Here is a 17,317-nt window from a genome sequence, read left to right as displayed (position 1 = left end):
GGGGTCAGAACGGCTCGTCGACCCACCAGGGATAGAACTCCGGCATGTCGGCGGAGACGGTGTCCGGGAACGACGGTCGGCGCTTCTCCAGGAACGCCGCGATCCCCTCGCGGACGTCGCGTGCCTCACCGCGTGCCCGCATCCCCTGCGACGCGAGGCGATGGGTCGCCAGGGGATCGGTGTCCGACGACGCACGCCACAGCAGCTGTCGCGTCAGCGCGACGGACACCGGAGCGGTGTTGTCGACGATCTCGGCTGCCAGTTCCCTGGCGGCGGGCAACAACTCGGCGGGCTCGTGCGTCGACCGCACGAGACCCCCGTGCAGTGCCTCGTCGGCGGCGAACCGCCGGCCGGTCATCGTCCACTCCAGGGCCTGCGGCAGACCGACCACCCGCGGTAGGAACCACGGCGATGCCGCCTCCGGGACGATGCCGAGACGGGTGAACGCGAATGCGAACACGGCTGTCGTGGAGGCGATTCGGATGTCGGCGGCGAGGGTCAGGGTGGCGCCGATCCCCACCGCGGCCCCGTTGATCGCGACGATCGTGGGCTTGAGCAGCCGCATCATGCGCAGCGTGATGGTGCCACCCGGGTCCTCATGACGGTCCCCGTCGGGGTAGGTGAATCGTGATCCGTCGCCGGAGACGTCTGCCCCCGCGCAGAAGGCCCGGCCCGCGCCGGTGATCAGGACGACGCGGACCGCGTCGTCGGCATCTGCGTCGTCGAACACCGACAACAACTCCGAACCCATCTGCGGCGTGTACGCGTTGAGCGCGTCCGGTCGGTTCAGCGTCACCGTCATGACGCCGTCTGCGACATCGACTCGGACGGTGTCTCGGCTGGTAGCCGGTCGGAGTGGGCTCATGGGTCGACGTAGAGGTCGAGGGTCGGATCGTCTCCGCCGCCGTACCCGGAGAGGTCGGTGACGCCTGCACCGCGGAGGACGTCCGCGTCGATCACCGTCTGACCGTCGAAGGAGCCGCCCGAGGTGAGGATGACGGCGGCCGCGTCCGCCATGATGGCGGGGTCGCGCGACTTCGCGACCGCCTCGTCGCCTCCGAGGAGGTTCTTGATCACGGCCGTGGCGATCCGCGTCTGCGGCCACAGGCACGTCGCCGCAACGGATTCGACCTCGGCCGAGAAGCCCAGCGTCAGCGTCGTCATCGCATACTTCGTCATCGTGTACGCGGGGAAGCGCCCGAGCCAGTGCGGCGACATGTTCAGTGGCGGCGACAGCGTGAGGATCTGACCGCGACCGGAGTCGACGAGGTGCGGCAGACAGGCCTTGCTGAGGAGGAACGTGCCACGCACGTTGATGTCGGCCATCAGGTCGTAGCGTTTGGCCGACAGCTCGGTCGTCGCCGTCTGCGAGATCGCGGAGGCGTTGTTGACGCAGACGTCGACCCCGCCATAGGTGTCGAGCGCGGTCTGCACCGCCCGGGCGACGTCGTCCTCGTTGCGGACGTCCCCGACGACGGCCGTGGCTCGTCCGCCGGCGGCCTCGATCTCGGCGACCGCGGTGTGCACCGTTCCGGGCAGCCGAGGGTCCGGGGCGTCCGTCTTGGCGAGGATGACGGCGTTCGCGCCGCGCTTCGCCGCGGCGAGCAGGATGGCCAGCCCGATACCCCGGGATCCGCCGGACATGACGATGGTGTGGCCGGCGAGATCGCCAGGAGCGACAGCGGTCATACGGATGAACATACACTGTGCAGTTGTCACATCGGGCGGAGTTGCCGGCGCCGCGGCGGGATCACGCGGTCGCGGGATCCTTCCGTACGTCCGCGGTCGCGCGTCGCTGTTCCCAGAAGTGCGCACCGACGACCCCGATCGAGGCCGGGTCGAACTGCGGGTCGAGGCCCCTCTTCTTCTGCGACTCGTAGTCACGCAGGGCCTTCAGGGCCGGCTGCTGCAGGATCAGGATGCCGATGATGTTCAGCCAGGCCATCACCCCGACACCGATGTCGCCCAGTGTCCACGCGTCCGCGGCCGTCGAGACGGTGCCCCACACCACGGCGACGAGGATGACCGCCTGGAGCAGCATCGTCAGTGTCCCTCCGACGGTGCTCCGGATGAACGGGATGGACCGCGTGGCGGCGTCGCCCATGAGGAACCGCAGGTTGGTCTCGGCCATGTAGTAGTAGGCGATGATGGTCGTGAGACAGAAGAACAGCAGCGAGATGGCGATGAAGCTCGATCCCGCGCCGTCGAGCAGCGTGTCGAATCCCTCTTGCGCGTAGGCCGGACCCACCACGACGTCGCCGCCGAGCGCGCCGCCCTCGCCCAGGACACGCCCGTCGGCGCTCTCGCCCTCGAAGACGCGGTAGGCACCGCTGGTGAGGATGAGGAAACCGGTTGCACTGCAGACGAACAGCGTGTCGACGTACACAGCGAACGCCTGTACGAGGCCCTGTTTTGCGGGGTGCGAGACCTCAGCCGCGGCCGCGGCGTGCGGTCCCGTGCCCTGGCCGGCCTCGTTGGAGTAGATGCCGCGCTTGACCCCCCACATGATGGCGGCACCGATGATGCCGCCGAACGCGGAATCGAAACCGAAGGCGCTCGAGAAGACCAGGCCGATGACACCGGGAACCTCGGATGCGTTCGCGCCGAGGACAATCAGCGAGAGGAGGATGTAGGCGACCGCCATGAACGGCACGACCACGGATGCGAACGAGGCGATGCGCTTCACGCCGCCGATGATCACGAACGCGAGGACGATCACCGCGCCGACGCCGACGACCCACGTCGAGACGTCCCAGGCGCCGTTCATGGCCACCGCCATCGAGTTCGACTGCACGCCGGGCAGCAGCACACCGCAGGCGATCACGGTGACGGCGGCGAACAGCATGCCGTACACCTTCCCGGCTCCCCGGAAGCGTGTGTGCGCCCATGCGCGACTGAAGTAGTACGCCGGGCCGCCCCGGTACTCGTCGGTCAGCTTGTCCCGGGTCTTGTAGATCTGTCCCAGCGTGCACTCGACGAACGACGTCGACGCGCCGAAGAACGCCACCATCCACATCCAGAACAGGGCACCGGGTCCGCCGAACGCGATCGCGGTGGCCACGCCGGCGATGTTGCCGGTTCCCACGCGTCCGGCCAGCGACATCGCGAGGGCCTGGAAGGACGACACCCCATCTGCCGACTTCTCGCCCCGCACCAGCAGACGCAGCATCTCCGGCACCTGCCGTACCTGCACGAAGCGCGTCCGGATCGTGAAGTAGAGGCCCGCGCCGAGACACAGATAGACCAGCGCGTTGGACCAGATGACGTCGTAGATCGCCGAGAGGATGTCGCTCATACCAGCCTTCGAGAAGTCGGAGAGCGTCCAGAATCACACATATCGGACATCACTGCAGAGTGTGGGCGTCTCCGCCATCGGGGCGGCAGACTCGACGTCTGTGAGCAGAGGAGTGGGGACGGCGTCGACGCCGCGGTTCGTCCTGATCCTCATCGGCGTGGGCGGGTTCCTCGACGCCTACACGTACATCACGCGGGGCGGGGTGTTCGCGAACACGCAGACGGGCAACGTGATCCTGCTCGCGACGTCGAGCGCGGCAGGGGAGTGGCATCGGGCCGTCGCCCACCTCTGGTCGATCCTCGCGTTCGTCGTCGGTGTCCTGGTGGCGACGATGCTGCGCACCTGGTGGCGCGACGCGACGAGCGCGGCGTTGCTGTTGTCGGTGACACTCGCCCAGGCGGTGGTGCTGGGTCTGGTGGCCGCGGTACCGGCGGGGTGGGCCAATGTGGTTGTGACCGTACCCATCGCGTTCGTCGCAGCGATGCAGATGGAACTCTTCCGCACGATCGGTGGCCTGCCGATCATCACCATCGCCACCACCGGCAACCTGATGCGGTTCGTGGAGTCGGTCCATGCCCTCGTCACCCAGCGGGACGGCGAGAGTCGCCGACGGTGCGCGCTCTACAGCGCGGTGGTGGCGGCCTTCGCCGGGGGAGCGGTGATCGGGTCCGTCGTCTCCCGATGGCTCGGGACACCCGCAGTCGCGGTCTGTGCCGTCGCCATGGCCCTCGTCGCTCTCATGGTCCTCTACGACGCCCGCCAGATCGACAGCGATGCCGCCGAGTCGGAAGGCTGACTGTTGCGGCATGCGGACATTTGATGAGCGTAGGAATCACATGTTTGGCTTCAACCCTCGAGGACCTGCGTAGCTACTGCGGTCAGTTGCGCTCCGGCTGGGCCTTGTACCAAGCTTTCACTATCAATTGTTGCTGTTCCATCACTTTTGATCGTGAAGTTTGCGATCTGATCTTCGTCTCCGCCGCTTACCTTGTAGACCACCGTCAATGTATCCGGAAGTGGCGTCAAGCCGACGTATTGCGGATTTATCCTGAAGCGGTAATTACACCCAGCCGAGCCGAAGCATTGCTGGCCGGTGACATTGATTCCGATGACGAAATCCGACGGCTTCGGAATCACAGGTGCAGAGGACGTCCTGGTGGTGGCGGGTGCGTCAGTTGTTGTCGCGCTTGCGGCTGCCGTCGAAGTGTCAGTTGCGTCGGTTTGCATAATGGCGTAGGTGACCCCAGCTCCAATGGCGAGTCCGAGGAGCAGTGTCGCGGCGCTGAAAAACGCAGCAACCTTCCTGGACACCTTCCCCCGCTTCTCGAGCCCTAAAGATCTCGGCTGTTCGTCCATGATTGTCAGGACCACCCTTGCTCAGCTGGAACCAATACCGTTGTACATCGGACCGAATCCTAGTGCAGGCGTCTCTTCCTATCGGCGGATTCCGAGGCGTCACAGGAGCAAAAAACGGCGAGCTATTCAGGCGTGGTAGGCATTACTTGGTCGGCAAGGTGAGGACGAATGCGGCTGCGCGGTCGACCCAGTCGCCGAGGGCATCATCGTCGGCGAAGCCGGGTGGATCGATGCGGAGCCATCCGCGAGCGGGCCTGCCGGACATGATCATCGGGTTGACGTGCTCGCGGGCGAGGAGCGCGTCGGCCTCGTCGGGGTCGACGCGGATCATGAGTCCCTGCTGCTTGCTCAGGATGACGACGGCCATGTGGCCGTCGACGAGGAACGCGAGCCCGCCGAACATCCGCTTCTCGGTGAGGTGCGGCTCGGTCTCCATCGCATCGCGGATGCGGTCGGCCAGTGCCTCGTCGTACGGCATCGATCTCGGGCTGGGGTCTCAGTGCGTGGCGATGGCGGCAGGATCGGATTCGACGTGGCGGTGCGACAACTCGCGCAGGGCCCGGAACACACGACGCGACGACTCCGCCCAGGGCATGAGGATCGGGAAGACGTGGAACATGCCCTTCTCCTCCATCGCGTAGACGGTCACGCCGGCGGCGGACAGACCCTCGGAGAACTTCCGGATGCCGTCGCGGAACATCTCGTCGGCGCCCCAGCAGACGAAGGTCGGCGGGAACCAGGTCGGGTCCGGCTTGGCGTAGATCGCCGACACGCGTTCGTCGTTCGGCTGGACGCCCTGCAGGTACGGGCTGACCGGCACGTTCCACGGGAGGATGTCGAGCTGCGCGTTCGCGGTGATCGACGGATGGTTGAGGTCGAGGTCCACCTCGGGTGAGAAGAGCATCACCGCAGCAGGTCTCGGCAGATCGTGGTCGTGCAGGTACGAGACCAGCGACGTCGCGAGACCGCCACCACCCGAGTCGCCGGCGACGACGAGGTGGTCGGGGTCGACGCCCCGCTCGAGCAGCCCGCGGTAGACGTCGGCGGCGTCGTGCACGCCGGCGGGGAACGGGAACTCCGGCGCCATCCGGTAGTCGGCGATGAACACCTCGTAGCCGGTGATGTTGACCAGCGATGCGGCGAAGGCGGAGTACATGATCGGCGACGTGCCGATGTAACCGCCGCCGTGCAGGTACAGAACGGTCGCGGTGATGGTCTCCTTGTCGGTGACCTGCTCGACGTAGTCGTCGGAGCTGGCCTTCGCGCGGCACCAGATGCCCTCGATACCGCCGACGGTGTCGTCGGTGATCTCGACACTGTCGGTGAGGCTGATGAACGGCGGCATCACCACCCGACAGATGTCGTCGAGGATCTTCTCCATCGACCGGAACTCCTCGATCGGCAGCGCCATCGCGTAGCCCATGAACGAGCGGATCGTCTGCCGCGTCACCGACTGCCCGATGTTGTCGAGGAGTCCGCCCGGGCCCTGCCAGAACTTCCGGAACGGCACCCGCGCGAGGCCGTTCAGCATGCTCTCGGCCAACCCGACCATCGCGAGCGCCGTCACCGGCGCCGACGCGGTCTCGACCTCGGGACGATCCGCCATCACCATGCAGGTCAGTGTAGGTCCGGCCGCCGCTGTGCTCCGTTCGGAGGATGGACCGCGCGTCACCGGGACCCGACGATCGTCAGATGGCTCGAAACGGAGTGCGCGTCCGATGTGTGGCCGGCCTCGTCTGCGCGATCGCCGGCATCACCGCACTGTCAGCTTGCGGTGGTGACAGTGGCGAGCGCGCGACCGAGGCTCAACCGGTGACGACGACCGGGGCCGGACAGTCGAGTGGCGCGACGGCGTCACCCACCGCCAGTGCTGCGCCCTCGATTACCCCGTCGGTGTCGGCAGACACCTATCTCGCGGAGTCCGAGGGCTCGCGTGGGTGGTACTTCATCACCCCGAGCGGCAAATGGCGCTGTGCGATCCTGCCGACGCTCGCTGCCGCCGGGTGCCAACCCAGCACGAACACGGGTCCCTCGATCGGGGTCCCGGGCGAGCCGGCCGCCGTGCCCAACCCCGTGGGGACGACATCTCGGCCGAACGCGATCTGGATCCAGAAGGGCCGCGATGCGCAGTTCACATATCGGGGGCAGGCGGACTTCTGGCGATTCCCGCTCGAGCAGACGCCGGTGCTGCCCTACGGACGGCAACTCGGCGCCGACGGATTCGCCTGCAACACGAGCACGGCCGGTGTCTCCTGCGGCGACAAGACAACCGGCAAGGGTTTCACCTTCTCCGACTCCGGCTACGTCTGGCGGTACACGCCGGTCGGGACGAGCGCTCAGATGCCCACTCCGACGGCCGCGTCCGTGGACTTCACGGGGGAGTGGGTGGGACATGGCCGCCTGATCGATCTGCAGCCCGACGGAACCGCAACGGTCAAGCTCGCAAGCGGTGCCTCCAACGGCTCGACGTGGGATGCGACGTGGCGCCCGACCGAATCGTCGTTTCGGCTCGTGTTCACGACCGAGACGCAACGCTTCGGTGACGGAGCCGGTGGCATCTCAGCCGGCGAGACCTGGATCGGATCGCTGACCTCCGCAGAGGGAGCGCGCGTTCTCGTCTTCTCCGATGCGCCGACGACCTACTGGTGCAGGGAGGCCGACCAGATGTCCGGCGTCTGCGGCGCCTGACTGCCCGTCATCACCGCTCCCGACCGGGCCCGTCGATACAGCGTGTTCTGTATCGTCACCGAGCATGACGACCGCTGTGCGCCACGAGGTCCTGGTCCGGCTCGGACAGGCGCTGTCCGACGCCACCCGCACCCAGATCCTGATGCGGCTCGCGGACGCGCCGGGCTATCCGTCGGATCTGGCGGTCGAGATCGGGGTGTCGCGCCAGATCCTGTCGAACCACCTCGCGTGCCTGCGCGGCTGTGGCCTTGTGGTCGCGACGCCGGAGGGCCGGCGTACGCGCTACGAGCTGGCCGACGCCCGAATAGGCCGCGCCCTGTACGACGTGGCCGGCGTCGTCCTCGCCGTCGATCCGGCGTGCTGCTCCGACGCCGACGCCGACGCGCACGGGTGCTGCTGATGGCGACCGGTGTCGAGACGGAGGCATCGCCGGTCCGGCGGGCGGTGTTGTCGCGGCGGATCCGGTGGTTCGTCGCGATCACCATCACCTACAACGTGATCGAGGCCGTCGTCGCACTCGTCGAGGGCACGCGTGTGTCGTCGACGGCGCTCATCGGCTTCGGACTGGATTCGGTGATCGAGGTGTCCTCTGCCGCCGCGGTGGCGTGGCAGTTCGCCGGTCGGGATCCCGAGGCGAGGGAGAAGGTCGCGCTGCGCATCATCGCGGTGTCGTTCTTCGCCCTGGCCGCCTATGTCACCGTCGATGCCGTCCGCGGGCTCCTCGGTGCGGCCGATACCCGGCACTCGGTGGTCGGGATCGTCCTGACGGCCCTCAGTCTGGTGATCATGCCGGTGCTCTCCCACGCACAGCGCCGGGCCGGCCGCGAGCTGGGCTCGGCGTCGGCGGTGGCCGACTCGAAGCAGACCCTGCTCTGCACCTACCTCTCCGCCGTCGTGCTGGCGGGACTGGTCGTCAACAGCCTGTTCGGGTGGTCGTGGGCAGATCCGATCGCCGGACTCGTCATCGCGGCGATCGCGGTCCGCGACGGGATGAACGCCTGGCGCGGGGACTCGCGCGTGCTGTGACCGACCGATCACGCAGCCGCGGTGACCGCCGGCGCCTCCTCCAGTGCGACGGCGACGATGTCGGCGACGTCGGTCATCGGACGCACGTCGAGTGCCTCGAGGACCTCGGCCGGGACGTCGTCCAGATCCGGTGCGTTGCGATGCGGCACGAACACCGTCGACAACCCGGCCCGCTGGGCGGCGAGCAGCTTCTGCTTCACCCCACCGATGGGCAGGACCCGACCGTTCAGCGTGACCTCGCCGGTCATCCCCACATCCGCGCGGACCCGGCGACCGGTCGCCATGGACACCAACGCGGTGACCATCGTGACGCCGGCAGACGGACCGTCCTTGGGAATCGCGCCCGCGGGGACGTGCACGTGGATGCCCTTCTCCAGCGATGCCGGGTCGACGCCGAGCTCCGCCGCGTGCGAGCGCACGTACGAGAGCGCGATCTGCGCCGACTCCTTCATCACGTCACCGAGCTGACCGGTCAGGTTCAGTCCGGGCCTGCCGTCGGTGGCGGTGGCCTCGATGTACAGCACGTCACCACCCATGCCGGTCACCGCCAGACCCGTCGCGACGCCGGGCACTGCTGTCCGCTCGTCGGAGTCCGGGGTGAAGCGCGGCTTGCCGATGAAATCGGTCAGGTTGTCGACGCCGACCGTCACCGACCCCGTCGACCCGTCGGCCAGGCGCGTCGCGGCCTTGCGCAACGCCGTCGCGAGGAAGCGCTCGAACTGCCGCACACCCGGCTCCCGGGTGTGGTTGGCGGCGATCTCACGCAGGGCGTCGTCGGTGATGACGACCTCGTCCTCGGTCAGCGCCGCGCGCTCCCGCTGGCGGGGCAGCAGGTGGTCGCGGGCGATGGCCACCTTGTCGTCCTCCGTGTACCCGTCGATGGTGATCAGCTCCATGCGGTCCAGCAGCGGACCCGGGATCTGTTCCACCACATTGGCGGTCGCGAGGAACACGACGTCGGACAGGTCGAGGTCGAGATCGAGGTAGTGGTCGCGGAACGTGTGGTTCTGCGCCGGGTCGAGCACCTCGAGCAGGGCCGCGGCGGGGTCACCACGGAAGTCCGACCCCACCTTGTCGACCTCGTCGAGGAGGACGACGGGGTTCATCGAACCGGCCTCGTTGATGGCCCGCACGATGCGGCCGGGCAGGGCGCCGACGTAGGTGCGCCGGTGTCCGCGGATCTCCGCCTCGTCGCGGACGCCGCCGAGCGCGACACGGACGAAGTTGCGGCCCAACGCCTTCGCGACGCTCTCGCCGAGCGACGTCTTGCCGACCCCGGGAGGACCGGCGAGGGCCAACACGGCACCCGACCCGCGACCGCCGACCACCTGCAGGCCGCGCTCGGCACGACGGGCCCGCACGGCGAGGTACTCGACGATGCGGTCCTTCACGTCCGACAACCCGTGGTGATCGGCGTCGAGGATGCGACGTGCCTCGACGATGTCGGTCGAGTCGGTGGTCGTCACCGACCACGGCAGGTCGAGGACGGTGTCGAGCCAGGTACGGATCCAGCCGGTCTCCGGGCTCTGATCGCTCGCGCGCTCGAGCTTGTCGACCTCGCGCAGCGCCGCGGTGCGAACGGCGTCGGGGAGGTCGGCCGCCTCGACGCGGGCGCGGTAGTCGTCCGAGCCCTCGGGCTCACCCTCGCCGAGCTCCTTGCGGATGGCCGCGAGCTGCTGGCGGAGCAGGAACTCCTTCTGCTGCTTCTCCATCCCGTCACGGACGTCGTCGGCGATCTTGTCGTTGACCTCCACCTCGGCGAGGTGGTCGGTCGTCCATCCGATGAGGGAGCGCAGCCGGTCGGCGACGTCGGGCGTCTCCAGCAGCTGACGCTTCTGCACGTCGGACAGGTACGACGCGTAGCCGGCCGTGTCGGCGAGGGCCGACGGCTCAGTCAGGCGGTTGACCGAGTCGATGACCTGCCAGGCCTCGCGACGCTGCAGGATCGCCAGCACGAGCTTCTTGTACTCGGCTGCGAGCTCGCGGGTCTCGGCGGTGACGGGTCCCTCCTCGACGAGGTCGACCTCGACCCACAGCGCAGCACCGGGGCCGGTGGTCCCGGAGCCGATGTGGGCGCGGGACTCGCCCTTCACGACGGCAGCGGGTTCGCCGCTCGCCAGGCGTCCGACCTGCACGATCGACGCGACGACGCCGTGGGACGGGTAGCGGTCCTCGAGGCGGGGCGCGACGAGGAGTTTGTTCGAGCCGCCGGCCGCCTGCGCGGCGTCGACCGCGGCGCGTGCGGCGTCGTCCAACTCGAGGGGGACGACCATCCCGGGCAGGACGATCGGGTCGGTCAGGAACAGGACGGGGAGACGTTCGCTCATGGTTCCTCCAGTGTTGAGCATGAACGGCTCAACTGGAGCACGACTTGAGGTGTTCCCGCTCAACCCCGGTGTTCGTCCACAGCGAAATCGCGGGAATCGTGGGTCCGGTGGTGGCCCCCGGAGTGGGGAACGCGGGGGCCACCGGTGGACCACAAGGGGGAGTGGCCGTTACTCAGAGTAATGATATCGGGCTGATCTGTCGCAGCAAATCCTAGGTGGCGCCCACGATGGCATCGATCGTCCAGCGATCAGGCGTGGGGGAGGACACGTACACGGCGTCCTGTCGGGCGACGGTCCCGACACCGTCGGCGGTGCGGATGCGGACGTCGACGAGCAGGCGTGCGGTGGACTCGGTGGTCGTCACGCTCGCGCACCACCCGTCGGTCGAGGGCGGCAACGCGGAGATCCACCGCTGGAGGTCATCGGTGGAGGGGGTGACCGCGCCGGTCGACATCGCGGCGCGGGCCCCGGCGACGGAGCGATCGGTGACCGCGGCCTTCAGGAACGCCGCGACCGCCCCGACGGGGGTAGTGGGGTCCTGGCCCTCGGCGACGGTGGTGGTCGCGCCCTGGGTGCCGGGGTCACAGAACGGGACCCGCGCCCGCCCGGTGGTCGAGTCCCCGCTCGAGCTGAAGAACACCGTGACACCGGCCGCGACCCCGATCACCACGAGCACGACGGCCGCGACGACGAGCCGCGTCGGGCGACGGCGACGCCCGGTGCGGGCGCGCTGCTGTCCGGCGACGGCCAGCTGCTCGAGTCCCGCGGACCACGACTCGGGTGAGCGGTACTCCGTGGCCGCGAGCGGCGGCGCCTCCGGCGATCCGCGTGGCGGTTCCGGTTCGCGCATGGCGAACCACGGCGGCTCGGGCAACGACGCCCGAGGCGGCTCAGGGCGGTCCGGCTCGCCGGACGCGTCGTCGGGTTCGTCCGGACGGTCGGGTCCATCGCTCACTGGGACACCTCGCCGCGGATCTTCATGTCACCCGGTTGCCCGTCGACGGTGGCGCGCAGCGGGTAGCTGGTGGTGCCCCCGCCCGGCGGGCGGGTGGTCAGCGTCAGCAGGACGGTGCCCGGCGCGGTCTGCCGCATCCGCAGGCAATAGGTGCTCCCGACGGGGAAGCCGGTCAGCGCGGCGTTGATCAGAGGATCCGTGCCCATCGTCTGGTTCTCCCGGATCGCGCGCTTGGCGCGGGCGGCGTCGCGGGCGGTGATGATCGACCAGTGGTAATCAGCCACCACCCCCAGCGCCGACTGGTAGTCACCGGGACCGCGGGTCACCGTCTCGCCCGGTGCAGCCGTCGACGGGTCGCACGGGATGGGTGTCTCGGCCGGCAGGGCGGCGATCGACACGGACCCCACCGGTGCGGTCGCGTAGTCCGGGGCGGGCGGTCCCCCGCACGCCGAGACGGCGACCACGGCGAGGAGCCCGAACGCCATCAGGCCACCCGACCTCGCCCGACGGCGAGAGGGTGGCCCGATGATCTGGACGCTCGACACGCTGCGAGGTTACTTGCGGTGCTTGCCCCCGACGGAGGTGGACGCGTACTGCGGGTAGTCGATCTTCAGGCCCGGGAACGCCTTCTGCGCCTCCTTGCCGAAGTTGACGACTGCGGCGGTGACGGAGTCCCTGGCGGTCTGCGCGAACACACCCGCCGCCTTGTACGGCGCGTCGGCCGCATCGTGGTCGATCGAGATCGGAATGTTCGCGGCGCCGAGCTTCACCGAGCCCGAGACGTCACCGTTCTTGGCAACGACGTAGTCGATGCCTCGGCCGTGCAGCTCGTACTGGTTCGCGTCCGGGTTCGGCGGAGCCGGCTTCGACTTGCGCGGGTCCTCGTTCGTCGCGCCACCGATCGGGGCGTTCGGGTTGCCGCCCGGGTCACCCGCACCGACCGCATAACCGATCGCGCCGCCGATGCCACCGCCGATGAGACCCCCCAGTGCGGCGCCGCCGAGGCCTCCGACAACGGGGCCGACGCCGAGGCCGACCAGAGCACCGATCCCGGCGCCCGGGCCGGCAAGGGCCGCAGCGCCCGCTGCGGAACCCGGACCGGGCGCAACGACGGTGCCTCCCACCGCGCCGAGAGTGGCACCGGTGATCAACCCGGTGATGGCGCCGACGCCGGCACCAACGGGAAGGCCGATGATCGCACCCGGAACCGCGCCGATGGCAGCACCCGTCGCACCTCCGACGAGGATGCCGAGGGTGGTGGAGGCCGCGGTGCGGGCGGCCTGGTCCTTCGGGAAGCCGATGGACTCGTAGTAGGTGGCGACGCGGGCCTCGATGGTGGCGGCCTGGCCGTTGAGGTTGCGGGCGTCCGCGTCCGACAGCCACCCGGGCTGGGGTGCGCGGAAGTTGCCGAGCTTGATGGTGCCCGGCCGCGGGAGGATCGGGTTCACCGGCGCGACGCGGCGCGGGGCGGTGATCTGCGGCGGGATCGGGTTGTATGTGCCCGAGTACACCGGCGGGGTGTAGCCGGGGGAGTCCTCGTAGATGACCGGCGCGTCGTAGGTGGGCGCCGGGATGATGCTGTTCCGCGCCGGTGGAGGCGGGGGCTGCGGAGTCGGCGTCGCCGGGGCGGTGCCCGGTGCCGTGCCCGGAGCGGACTCCGGTGCGGTCCCCGGTGCCATCTCGTTGCTCGGCGGTGCCGTACCCGGGGCGGGGGCGGCGATTGCCTGCCCGGCCGCGGCCGAGGCCAGGGCCGCGGCGAGCACGACCCCCGCGGTGGTACGGGTCATCCTCTGCGAATGACGCTGTGGCACGGTCAATCTCCTCATGATCGGTCCGGCGCGCAGCCGGGGCCACACACGGCGACCCCGAGCAGTCCGCTACCCCCAGACGGAATGTTGAGCAGAGTTAATCACGTACGTATGCACGGTACAAACGGGGGCTGTGGACAACGGTCAGGCGGATCGGGACGGGTCCACGATCAGCCACGCGATCTCGTCGACGACGTCGTCGGGCAGGGGGGTCGACCCGAAGATGACCTGCCGCGTCATCAAGCCGTCGACGGCGATACGGAACAGCTCCGCCCGGGCGGAGCCGATGGGATTGCCCGCCTTCGCGAACCCGTCGGTCACGGCCTTCACGAACTGCGCCTGCTGCTCGTCGAAAGCCGCTTTGACCTCGGGATTGGTGACGGACTCGCCGCGCATGTGATGGCGGGCGATGACCCGGAACCGGTTCTCGCCGGAGGTCATCTCGCGCACGAACCCGGTGAGCGCGGTGACGACGGTCCGGGGCTTCCAGTCGTCGAGGGCGAAGTGGCGCACGACGGTCTCGAGATCACGACGGAAGATCTCCTCGAGAGCCAGCGACAACAACTTCGACCGCGACGGGGCGTGGTAGTTGACCGCGCCCTGACCCAGACCTGCCTGCGCGTCGACGGCGCGATGGGTGAACCCGCGGGGGCCCCGCTCGGCGAGGACGACCACCGCGGCGGCCATGATCGCGTCGCGGCGCGTCGAACCCGGAGTGGTCGACGAGGTGCCGGTTCCGGCATCCGAGGAGCGCCCAGAGGTGGCGGATGAGGCGTCGATGGGTCAATCCTCCCGTGACGACGACCGACCCCCGACGCGGTCTGGACAGCTGTTGGTGAGGACACGGTAGTCCACCGGTCCGCGTTGGAGGATGTCCAACCCCGTTCGAACGATCTGGCGCCGCCGCAACATGCCGCTCTATACTCAACTGGTGTTGAGCATGGGGAGGCGGCAGTTCCTGGCGACCGCGGGCACGGCAGTGGGGGCCATCGCCGGAGGGGTGGTGGCCGGGACGGCGCCCGCAGGGGCCGCGCCGACCGAGACAGGGAGTGCCGTGGGTGGCGAGTGCACCGTGCGATACCAGGGCTACCGCGCGGAGGACTACGCGAAGCCGTACGCCAAGTACTTCACGACGCACACCGACCCGCCGCAGCAGGGTGTCGCGGACGCCTTCGCCGGGCCGGCGCTGCCCGCCGGCTCCATCCCCCCGTTCGAGCAGATCGCCGCCGACCTGAAGCCCTCGGGGTACTCGCCGATCGAGTTCGGCTACGGGCAGCGGTCCGACGGCGTGTTGTTCATCGCGGCGTTGACGTCGATGCCGCGCAACACGGCCGCGATGTGGGACTGGTGGTTCGGGTGGCACTCGAACGAGTCCGCCAAGTACAAGCTCTGGCACCCCGACGCCCACGAATACGCGTCCCTCAAGGTCGACAAGACGTCCGCGCCCATCCCGGACCGCGCCCGGTACGTCGGCAACATCAGCTACGTCGACGAGTACATCGGTCCGAAGCTGCAGCAGCTCGGCATCGCTTTCCGCGATCCGCGCAGCATCGGCCTGACGGTGCCCGACGGGCACACCATCATCGTGGGTCGAGTCGGGAGTTCCATCGCCCCGGTCGATCTGGGTTGGCTGGCCCACCAGGTGCGACCCGTGTCGGGCGGGGTCGAGATGCGCAGCCGGTTCTACCTGAACATCCGCGGTCTGCACGTGCCCGATCTCGGACAGGCGGCGTGTGCCATCGGTCGTGGACCCGCCGTCGACCCGGGCGACCTCTTCCTCGGCGTCGATGTCGCCCGGAACCTGCTGATGCACTGTGGTCAGGAGATGAACCATCTGTCGCGGTTCCTCCCGGAGCTCTACCGCGAGTTCTCCGGAGGCAGGACGTCGTAGTCTCGCCGCATGAGCGACGACGAGCCGACCCGACTGGAGTCACGACGACGGATCGACGCGTCGCCCGCCGACGTCTTCGCCGTGCTGACCGATCCGCAGGGCCACGTCGCGATCGACTCGTCGGGGATGCTCATGGCGGCCGACGGAGAGCGCGTCACGGCCTCGGGTGACACCTTCGTCGTGCACATGGACCGCGAGTCGCTCGGCGACCGACCGATGGGCGAGTACGACGTGACCGTCGTCATCACGACGTTCGTCCCGGACCGCGAGATCGCCTGGACCATCGACGGGGTCCTGCGCCCGCCCGTGGGTCACGTCTACGGCTATCGACTCGACCCCGACGGCGACGCCACGCAGGTCACCTCGTATCTCGACTGGTCCGACATCCATCCCGATTACCGCGACAGGCTCGCGTTCCCGGTGATCAACCCCGAGTCCCTGCGGGCGACACTGGGCATCCTCGCCCGGACCGTGCACCGGGGATACCCGCAGGCAACCGCTCGCTGACGGTCACGCGCGTTCTGCGACAGCCTCTTTCGCCTCGGCGTAGAGACGGGTGGCCTCGTCGGCGTCGTCGACCTGCGGTGGTGACCCGGCCAACGGTGCGGTGGCCGTCTCGCGGAGGAACAACACGGCGATCAGGCCCACCACGCCGCTCGCGATGAGGTAGAAGCCCGGCATCAGATGGTTGCCGGAGGCGGTCACCAGCGCGGAGGTGACCAGCGGGGTCGTCCCACCGAACGCCGACACGGCGACGTTGAACCCGATCGACAGGGCGCCGTAGCGGACCACGGTCGGGAACAGCGCGGGCAGCGTCGCGGCGGTCGGGGCGGCGAATCCGGCCAGCAGCACTCCGAGCACGATGCAGGCGATGATCGGCGCCCACAACGGTTTCTGGTCGAGCAACCAGAACGCCGGCACCGCGAGGACGATCTGACCGATCGCCGCGGCGGCGAACACGGGTCGACGACCGATGTGGTCGGTCAGTCGCCCGATCAGCACGATCAGCGCGACCACCACGACCATCGCGAGCAGCACCAGCAGGTCGGCGCTGAGCTGGCTGCGCCCGATCACGTCGGTGAAGTACGTCGGCAGGTACGCGGTGACCATGTAGTTCGTGACGTTGTAGAGGACGACGAGCCCGATGCAGATCAGCAGGGCCCGCCAGTGATCGACGACGACGGTGCGGATGTTGCGGCCCGCGGTCTGCGTCTCCTTGACCTTGGCGTCGTGCTCGTCGAGTTGTGCACGGAAGGCGGGTGTGTCCTCCAGTTTGAGCCGCAGGTAGAGCCCGATGATCCCCATCGGTCCCGCGATGAAGAACGGGATCCGCCAGCCCCAGTCGGTCATGGTCGCTTCACCCAGGCCGGCGTTGAGGACGGTCACCAGCAGGGAGCCCATCGAGTAGCCGATGAACGTGCCGAAATCGAGCCAGCTGCCGAGGAACCCGCGTCGGCGGTCGGGGGAGTACTCGGCGATGAACGTCGTCGCGCCGCCGTACTCGCCGCCGGTCGAGAAGCCCTGGACCATGCGCGCGACCAACAGCAGGATGGGTGCCCAGATGCCGATGGATCCGTAGCTCGGGATGAGTCCGACCGCGAACGTGCCGATCGACATCATGATCATCGTGGCTGCGAGGACCTTCTGGCGGCCGATCCGATCACCCAGGGGTCCGAAGAACAGCCCGCCGAGCGGTCGCACGATGAACGCCGCCGCGAAGGTGGCGAACGTCGCGAGCAGCTGCGCGCTGCTCGACGCGGAGGGGTAGAAGACCTTGCCCAGTGTGGCGGCGAGGTATCCGTAGACGCCGAAGTCGAACCACTCCATGGTGTTGCCCAGGGCCGCCGCGGTCACCGCGCGCTTGAGCATCGGCTGGTCGACGACGGTGATCGACTCTCGGGTCAGGGGAGGTTTCGCGCGCATGAGTCGACGGAGAGAGTCCCAGCGGGACCGTCGCAGTGTCTCCACTTC

Annotated in this window: 18 protein-coding genes; 6 read left to right on the top strand and 12 right to left on the bottom strand. The window is 68.8% G+C overall.

Annotated elements, in window-relative coordinates:
• Nucleotides 1–4 precede the first annotated feature (4 nt).
• The 3 genes from Q1A98_RS02300 to Q1A98_RS02290 form a co-directional block, all read right to left on the bottom strand.
• On the bottom strand, nt 5–865 hold the full coding sequence (locus Q1A98_RS02300; protein ID WP_299569563.1) for an enoyl-CoA hydratase-related protein: 861 nt from the start codon (nt 863–865) through the stop codon (nt 5–7).
• Complete coding sequence (locus Q1A98_RS02295; protein ID WP_299569561.1) at nt 862–1,689, bottom strand: SDR family oxidoreductase; 828 nt, start codon at nt 1,687–1,689, stop codon at nt 862–864. Before Q1A98_RS02295 ends, Q1A98_RS02300 begins: the two co-directional genes overlap by 4 nt.
• 61 nt (nt 1,690–1,750) lie before the next feature.
• Complete coding sequence (locus tag Q1A98_RS02290; protein WP_299569559.1) at nt 1,751–3,295, bottom strand: sodium:alanine symporter family protein; 1,545 nt, start codon at nt 3,293–3,295, stop codon at nt 1,751–1,753.
• Between the two features lie 100 nt (nt 3,296–3,395).
• On the opposite strand from Q1A98_RS02290, the gene Q1A98_RS02285 reads away from it, so the two are divergent.
• On the top strand, nt 3,396–4,091 hold the full coding sequence (locus Q1A98_RS02285; RefSeq protein ID WP_299569557.1) for a YoaK family protein: 696 nt from the start codon (nt 3,396–3,398) through the stop codon (nt 4,089–4,091).
• A 50-nt stretch (nt 4,092–4,141) separates the two neighbouring features.
• On the opposite strand, the gene Q1A98_RS02280 is transcribed toward Q1A98_RS02285, so the two are convergent.
• The 3 genes from Q1A98_RS02280 to Q1A98_RS02270 form a co-directional block, all read right to left on the bottom strand.
• Nucleotides 4,142–4,651, bottom strand: coding sequence for a hypothetical protein (locus Q1A98_RS02280; RefSeq protein ID WP_299569555.1), 510 nt, complete (start codon nt 4,649–4,651; stop codon nt 4,142–4,144).
• A gap of 142 nt (nt 4,652–4,793) precedes the next feature.
• Complete coding sequence (locus Q1A98_RS02275; protein ID WP_299569553.1) at nt 4,794–5,129, bottom strand: TfoX/Sxy family protein; 336 nt, start codon at nt 5,127–5,129, stop codon at nt 4,794–4,796.
• 18 nt (nt 5,130–5,147) lie between these two features.
• Nucleotides 5,148–6,263, bottom strand: coding sequence for an alpha/beta hydrolase (locus Q1A98_RS02270; RefSeq protein WP_299569551.1), 1,116 nt, complete (start codon nt 6,261–6,263; stop codon nt 5,148–5,150).
• Between the two features lie 200 nt (nt 6,264–6,463).
• On the opposite strand from Q1A98_RS02270, the gene Q1A98_RS02265 reads away from it, so the two are divergent.
• The 3 genes from Q1A98_RS02265 (at nt 6,464) to Q1A98_RS02255 (ending at nt 8,365) form a co-directional block, all read left to right on the top strand.
• Nucleotides 6,464–7,339, top strand: coding sequence for a hypothetical protein (locus Q1A98_RS02265; RefSeq protein WP_299569549.1), 876 nt, complete (start codon nt 6,464–6,466; stop codon nt 7,337–7,339).
• A gap of 64 nt (nt 7,340–7,403) precedes the next feature.
• On the top strand, nt 7,404–7,739 hold the full coding sequence (locus Q1A98_RS02260; protein ID WP_299569547.1) for a metalloregulator ArsR/SmtB family transcription factor: 336 nt from the start codon (nt 7,404–7,406) through the stop codon (nt 7,737–7,739).
• Entirely contained in the window at nt 7,739–8,365 is a 627-nt protein-coding gene (locus Q1A98_RS02255) for a cation transporter (RefSeq protein WP_299569546.1), read from the top strand. The genes Q1A98_RS02260 and Q1A98_RS02255 overlap by 1 nt, the downstream gene beginning before the upstream one ends.
• 8 nt (nt 8,366–8,373) lie before the next feature.
• Here the strand turns inward: Q1A98_RS02255 and lon are convergent, their stop codons facing one another.
• The 5 genes from lon to Q1A98_RS02230 all read right to left on the bottom strand — a co-directional run bounded on the left by lon (nt 8,374) and on the right by Q1A98_RS02230 (nt 14,142).
• The gene (gene lon / locus Q1A98_RS02250) at nt 8,374–10,692 is read right to left on the bottom strand and encodes an endopeptidase La (RefSeq protein ID WP_299569545.1); all 2,319 of its coding nucleotides are present in this window, start codon (nt 10,690–10,692) and stop codon (nt 8,374–8,376) included.
• 211 nt (nt 10,693–10,903) lie between these two features.
• Complete coding sequence (locus Q1A98_RS02245) at nt 10,904–11,647, bottom strand: hypothetical protein (protein ID WP_299569544.1); 744 nt, start codon at nt 11,645–11,647, stop codon at nt 10,904–10,906.
• Nucleotides 11,644–12,192: a hypothetical protein gene (locus tag Q1A98_RS02240; RefSeq protein WP_299569543.1), complete on the bottom strand. Its 549-nt coding sequence runs from the start codon at nt 12,190–12,192 to the stop codon at nt 11,644–11,646. The genes Q1A98_RS02245 and Q1A98_RS02240 overlap by 4 nt, the downstream gene beginning before the upstream one ends.
• A gap of 9 nt (nt 12,193–12,201) precedes the next feature.
• On the bottom strand, nt 12,202–13,434 hold the full coding sequence (locus Q1A98_RS02235; RefSeq protein ID WP_299569542.1) for a hypothetical protein: 1,233 nt from the start codon (nt 13,432–13,434) through the stop codon (nt 12,202–12,204).
• Nucleotides 13,435–13,599: 165 nt separating this feature from the next.
• Nucleotides 13,600–14,142, bottom strand: coding sequence for a TetR family transcriptional regulator (locus Q1A98_RS02230; RefSeq protein ID WP_299569541.1), 543 nt, complete (start codon nt 14,140–14,142; stop codon nt 13,600–13,602).
• Nucleotides 14,143–14,395: 253 nt separating this feature from the next.
• On the opposite strand from Q1A98_RS02230, the gene Q1A98_RS02225 reads away from it, so the two are divergent.
• Both Q1A98_RS02225 and Q1A98_RS02220 read left to right on the top strand, forming a co-directional pair.
• The gene (locus Q1A98_RS02225) at nt 14,396–15,346 is read left to right on the top strand and encodes a hypothetical protein (RefSeq protein WP_299570492.1); all 951 of its coding nucleotides are present in this window, start codon (nt 14,396–14,398) and stop codon (nt 15,344–15,346) included.
• Nucleotides 15,347–15,355: 9 nt separating this feature from the next.
• Nucleotides 15,356–15,853: an SRPBCC family protein gene (locus tag Q1A98_RS02220; RefSeq protein WP_299569540.1), complete on the top strand. Its 498-nt coding sequence runs from the start codon at nt 15,356–15,358 to the stop codon at nt 15,851–15,853.
• A 3-nt stretch (nt 15,854–15,856) separates the two neighbouring features.
• Here the strand turns inward: Q1A98_RS02220 and proP are convergent, their stop codons facing one another.
• Complete coding sequence (gene proP / locus Q1A98_RS02215) at nt 15,857–17,269, bottom strand: glycine betaine/L-proline transporter ProP (RefSeq protein WP_366943344.1); 1,413 nt, start codon at nt 17,267–17,269, stop codon at nt 15,857–15,859.
• Between the last annotated feature and the right edge of the window lie 48 nt (nt 17,270–17,317).

Source organism: uncultured Williamsia sp. (assembly GCF_947494875.1).
GTDB lineage: Bacteria > Actinomycetota > Actinomycetes > Mycobacteriales > Mycobacteriaceae > Williamsia_A.
This window is presented reverse-complemented; position numbering and strand designations above follow the sequence as displayed.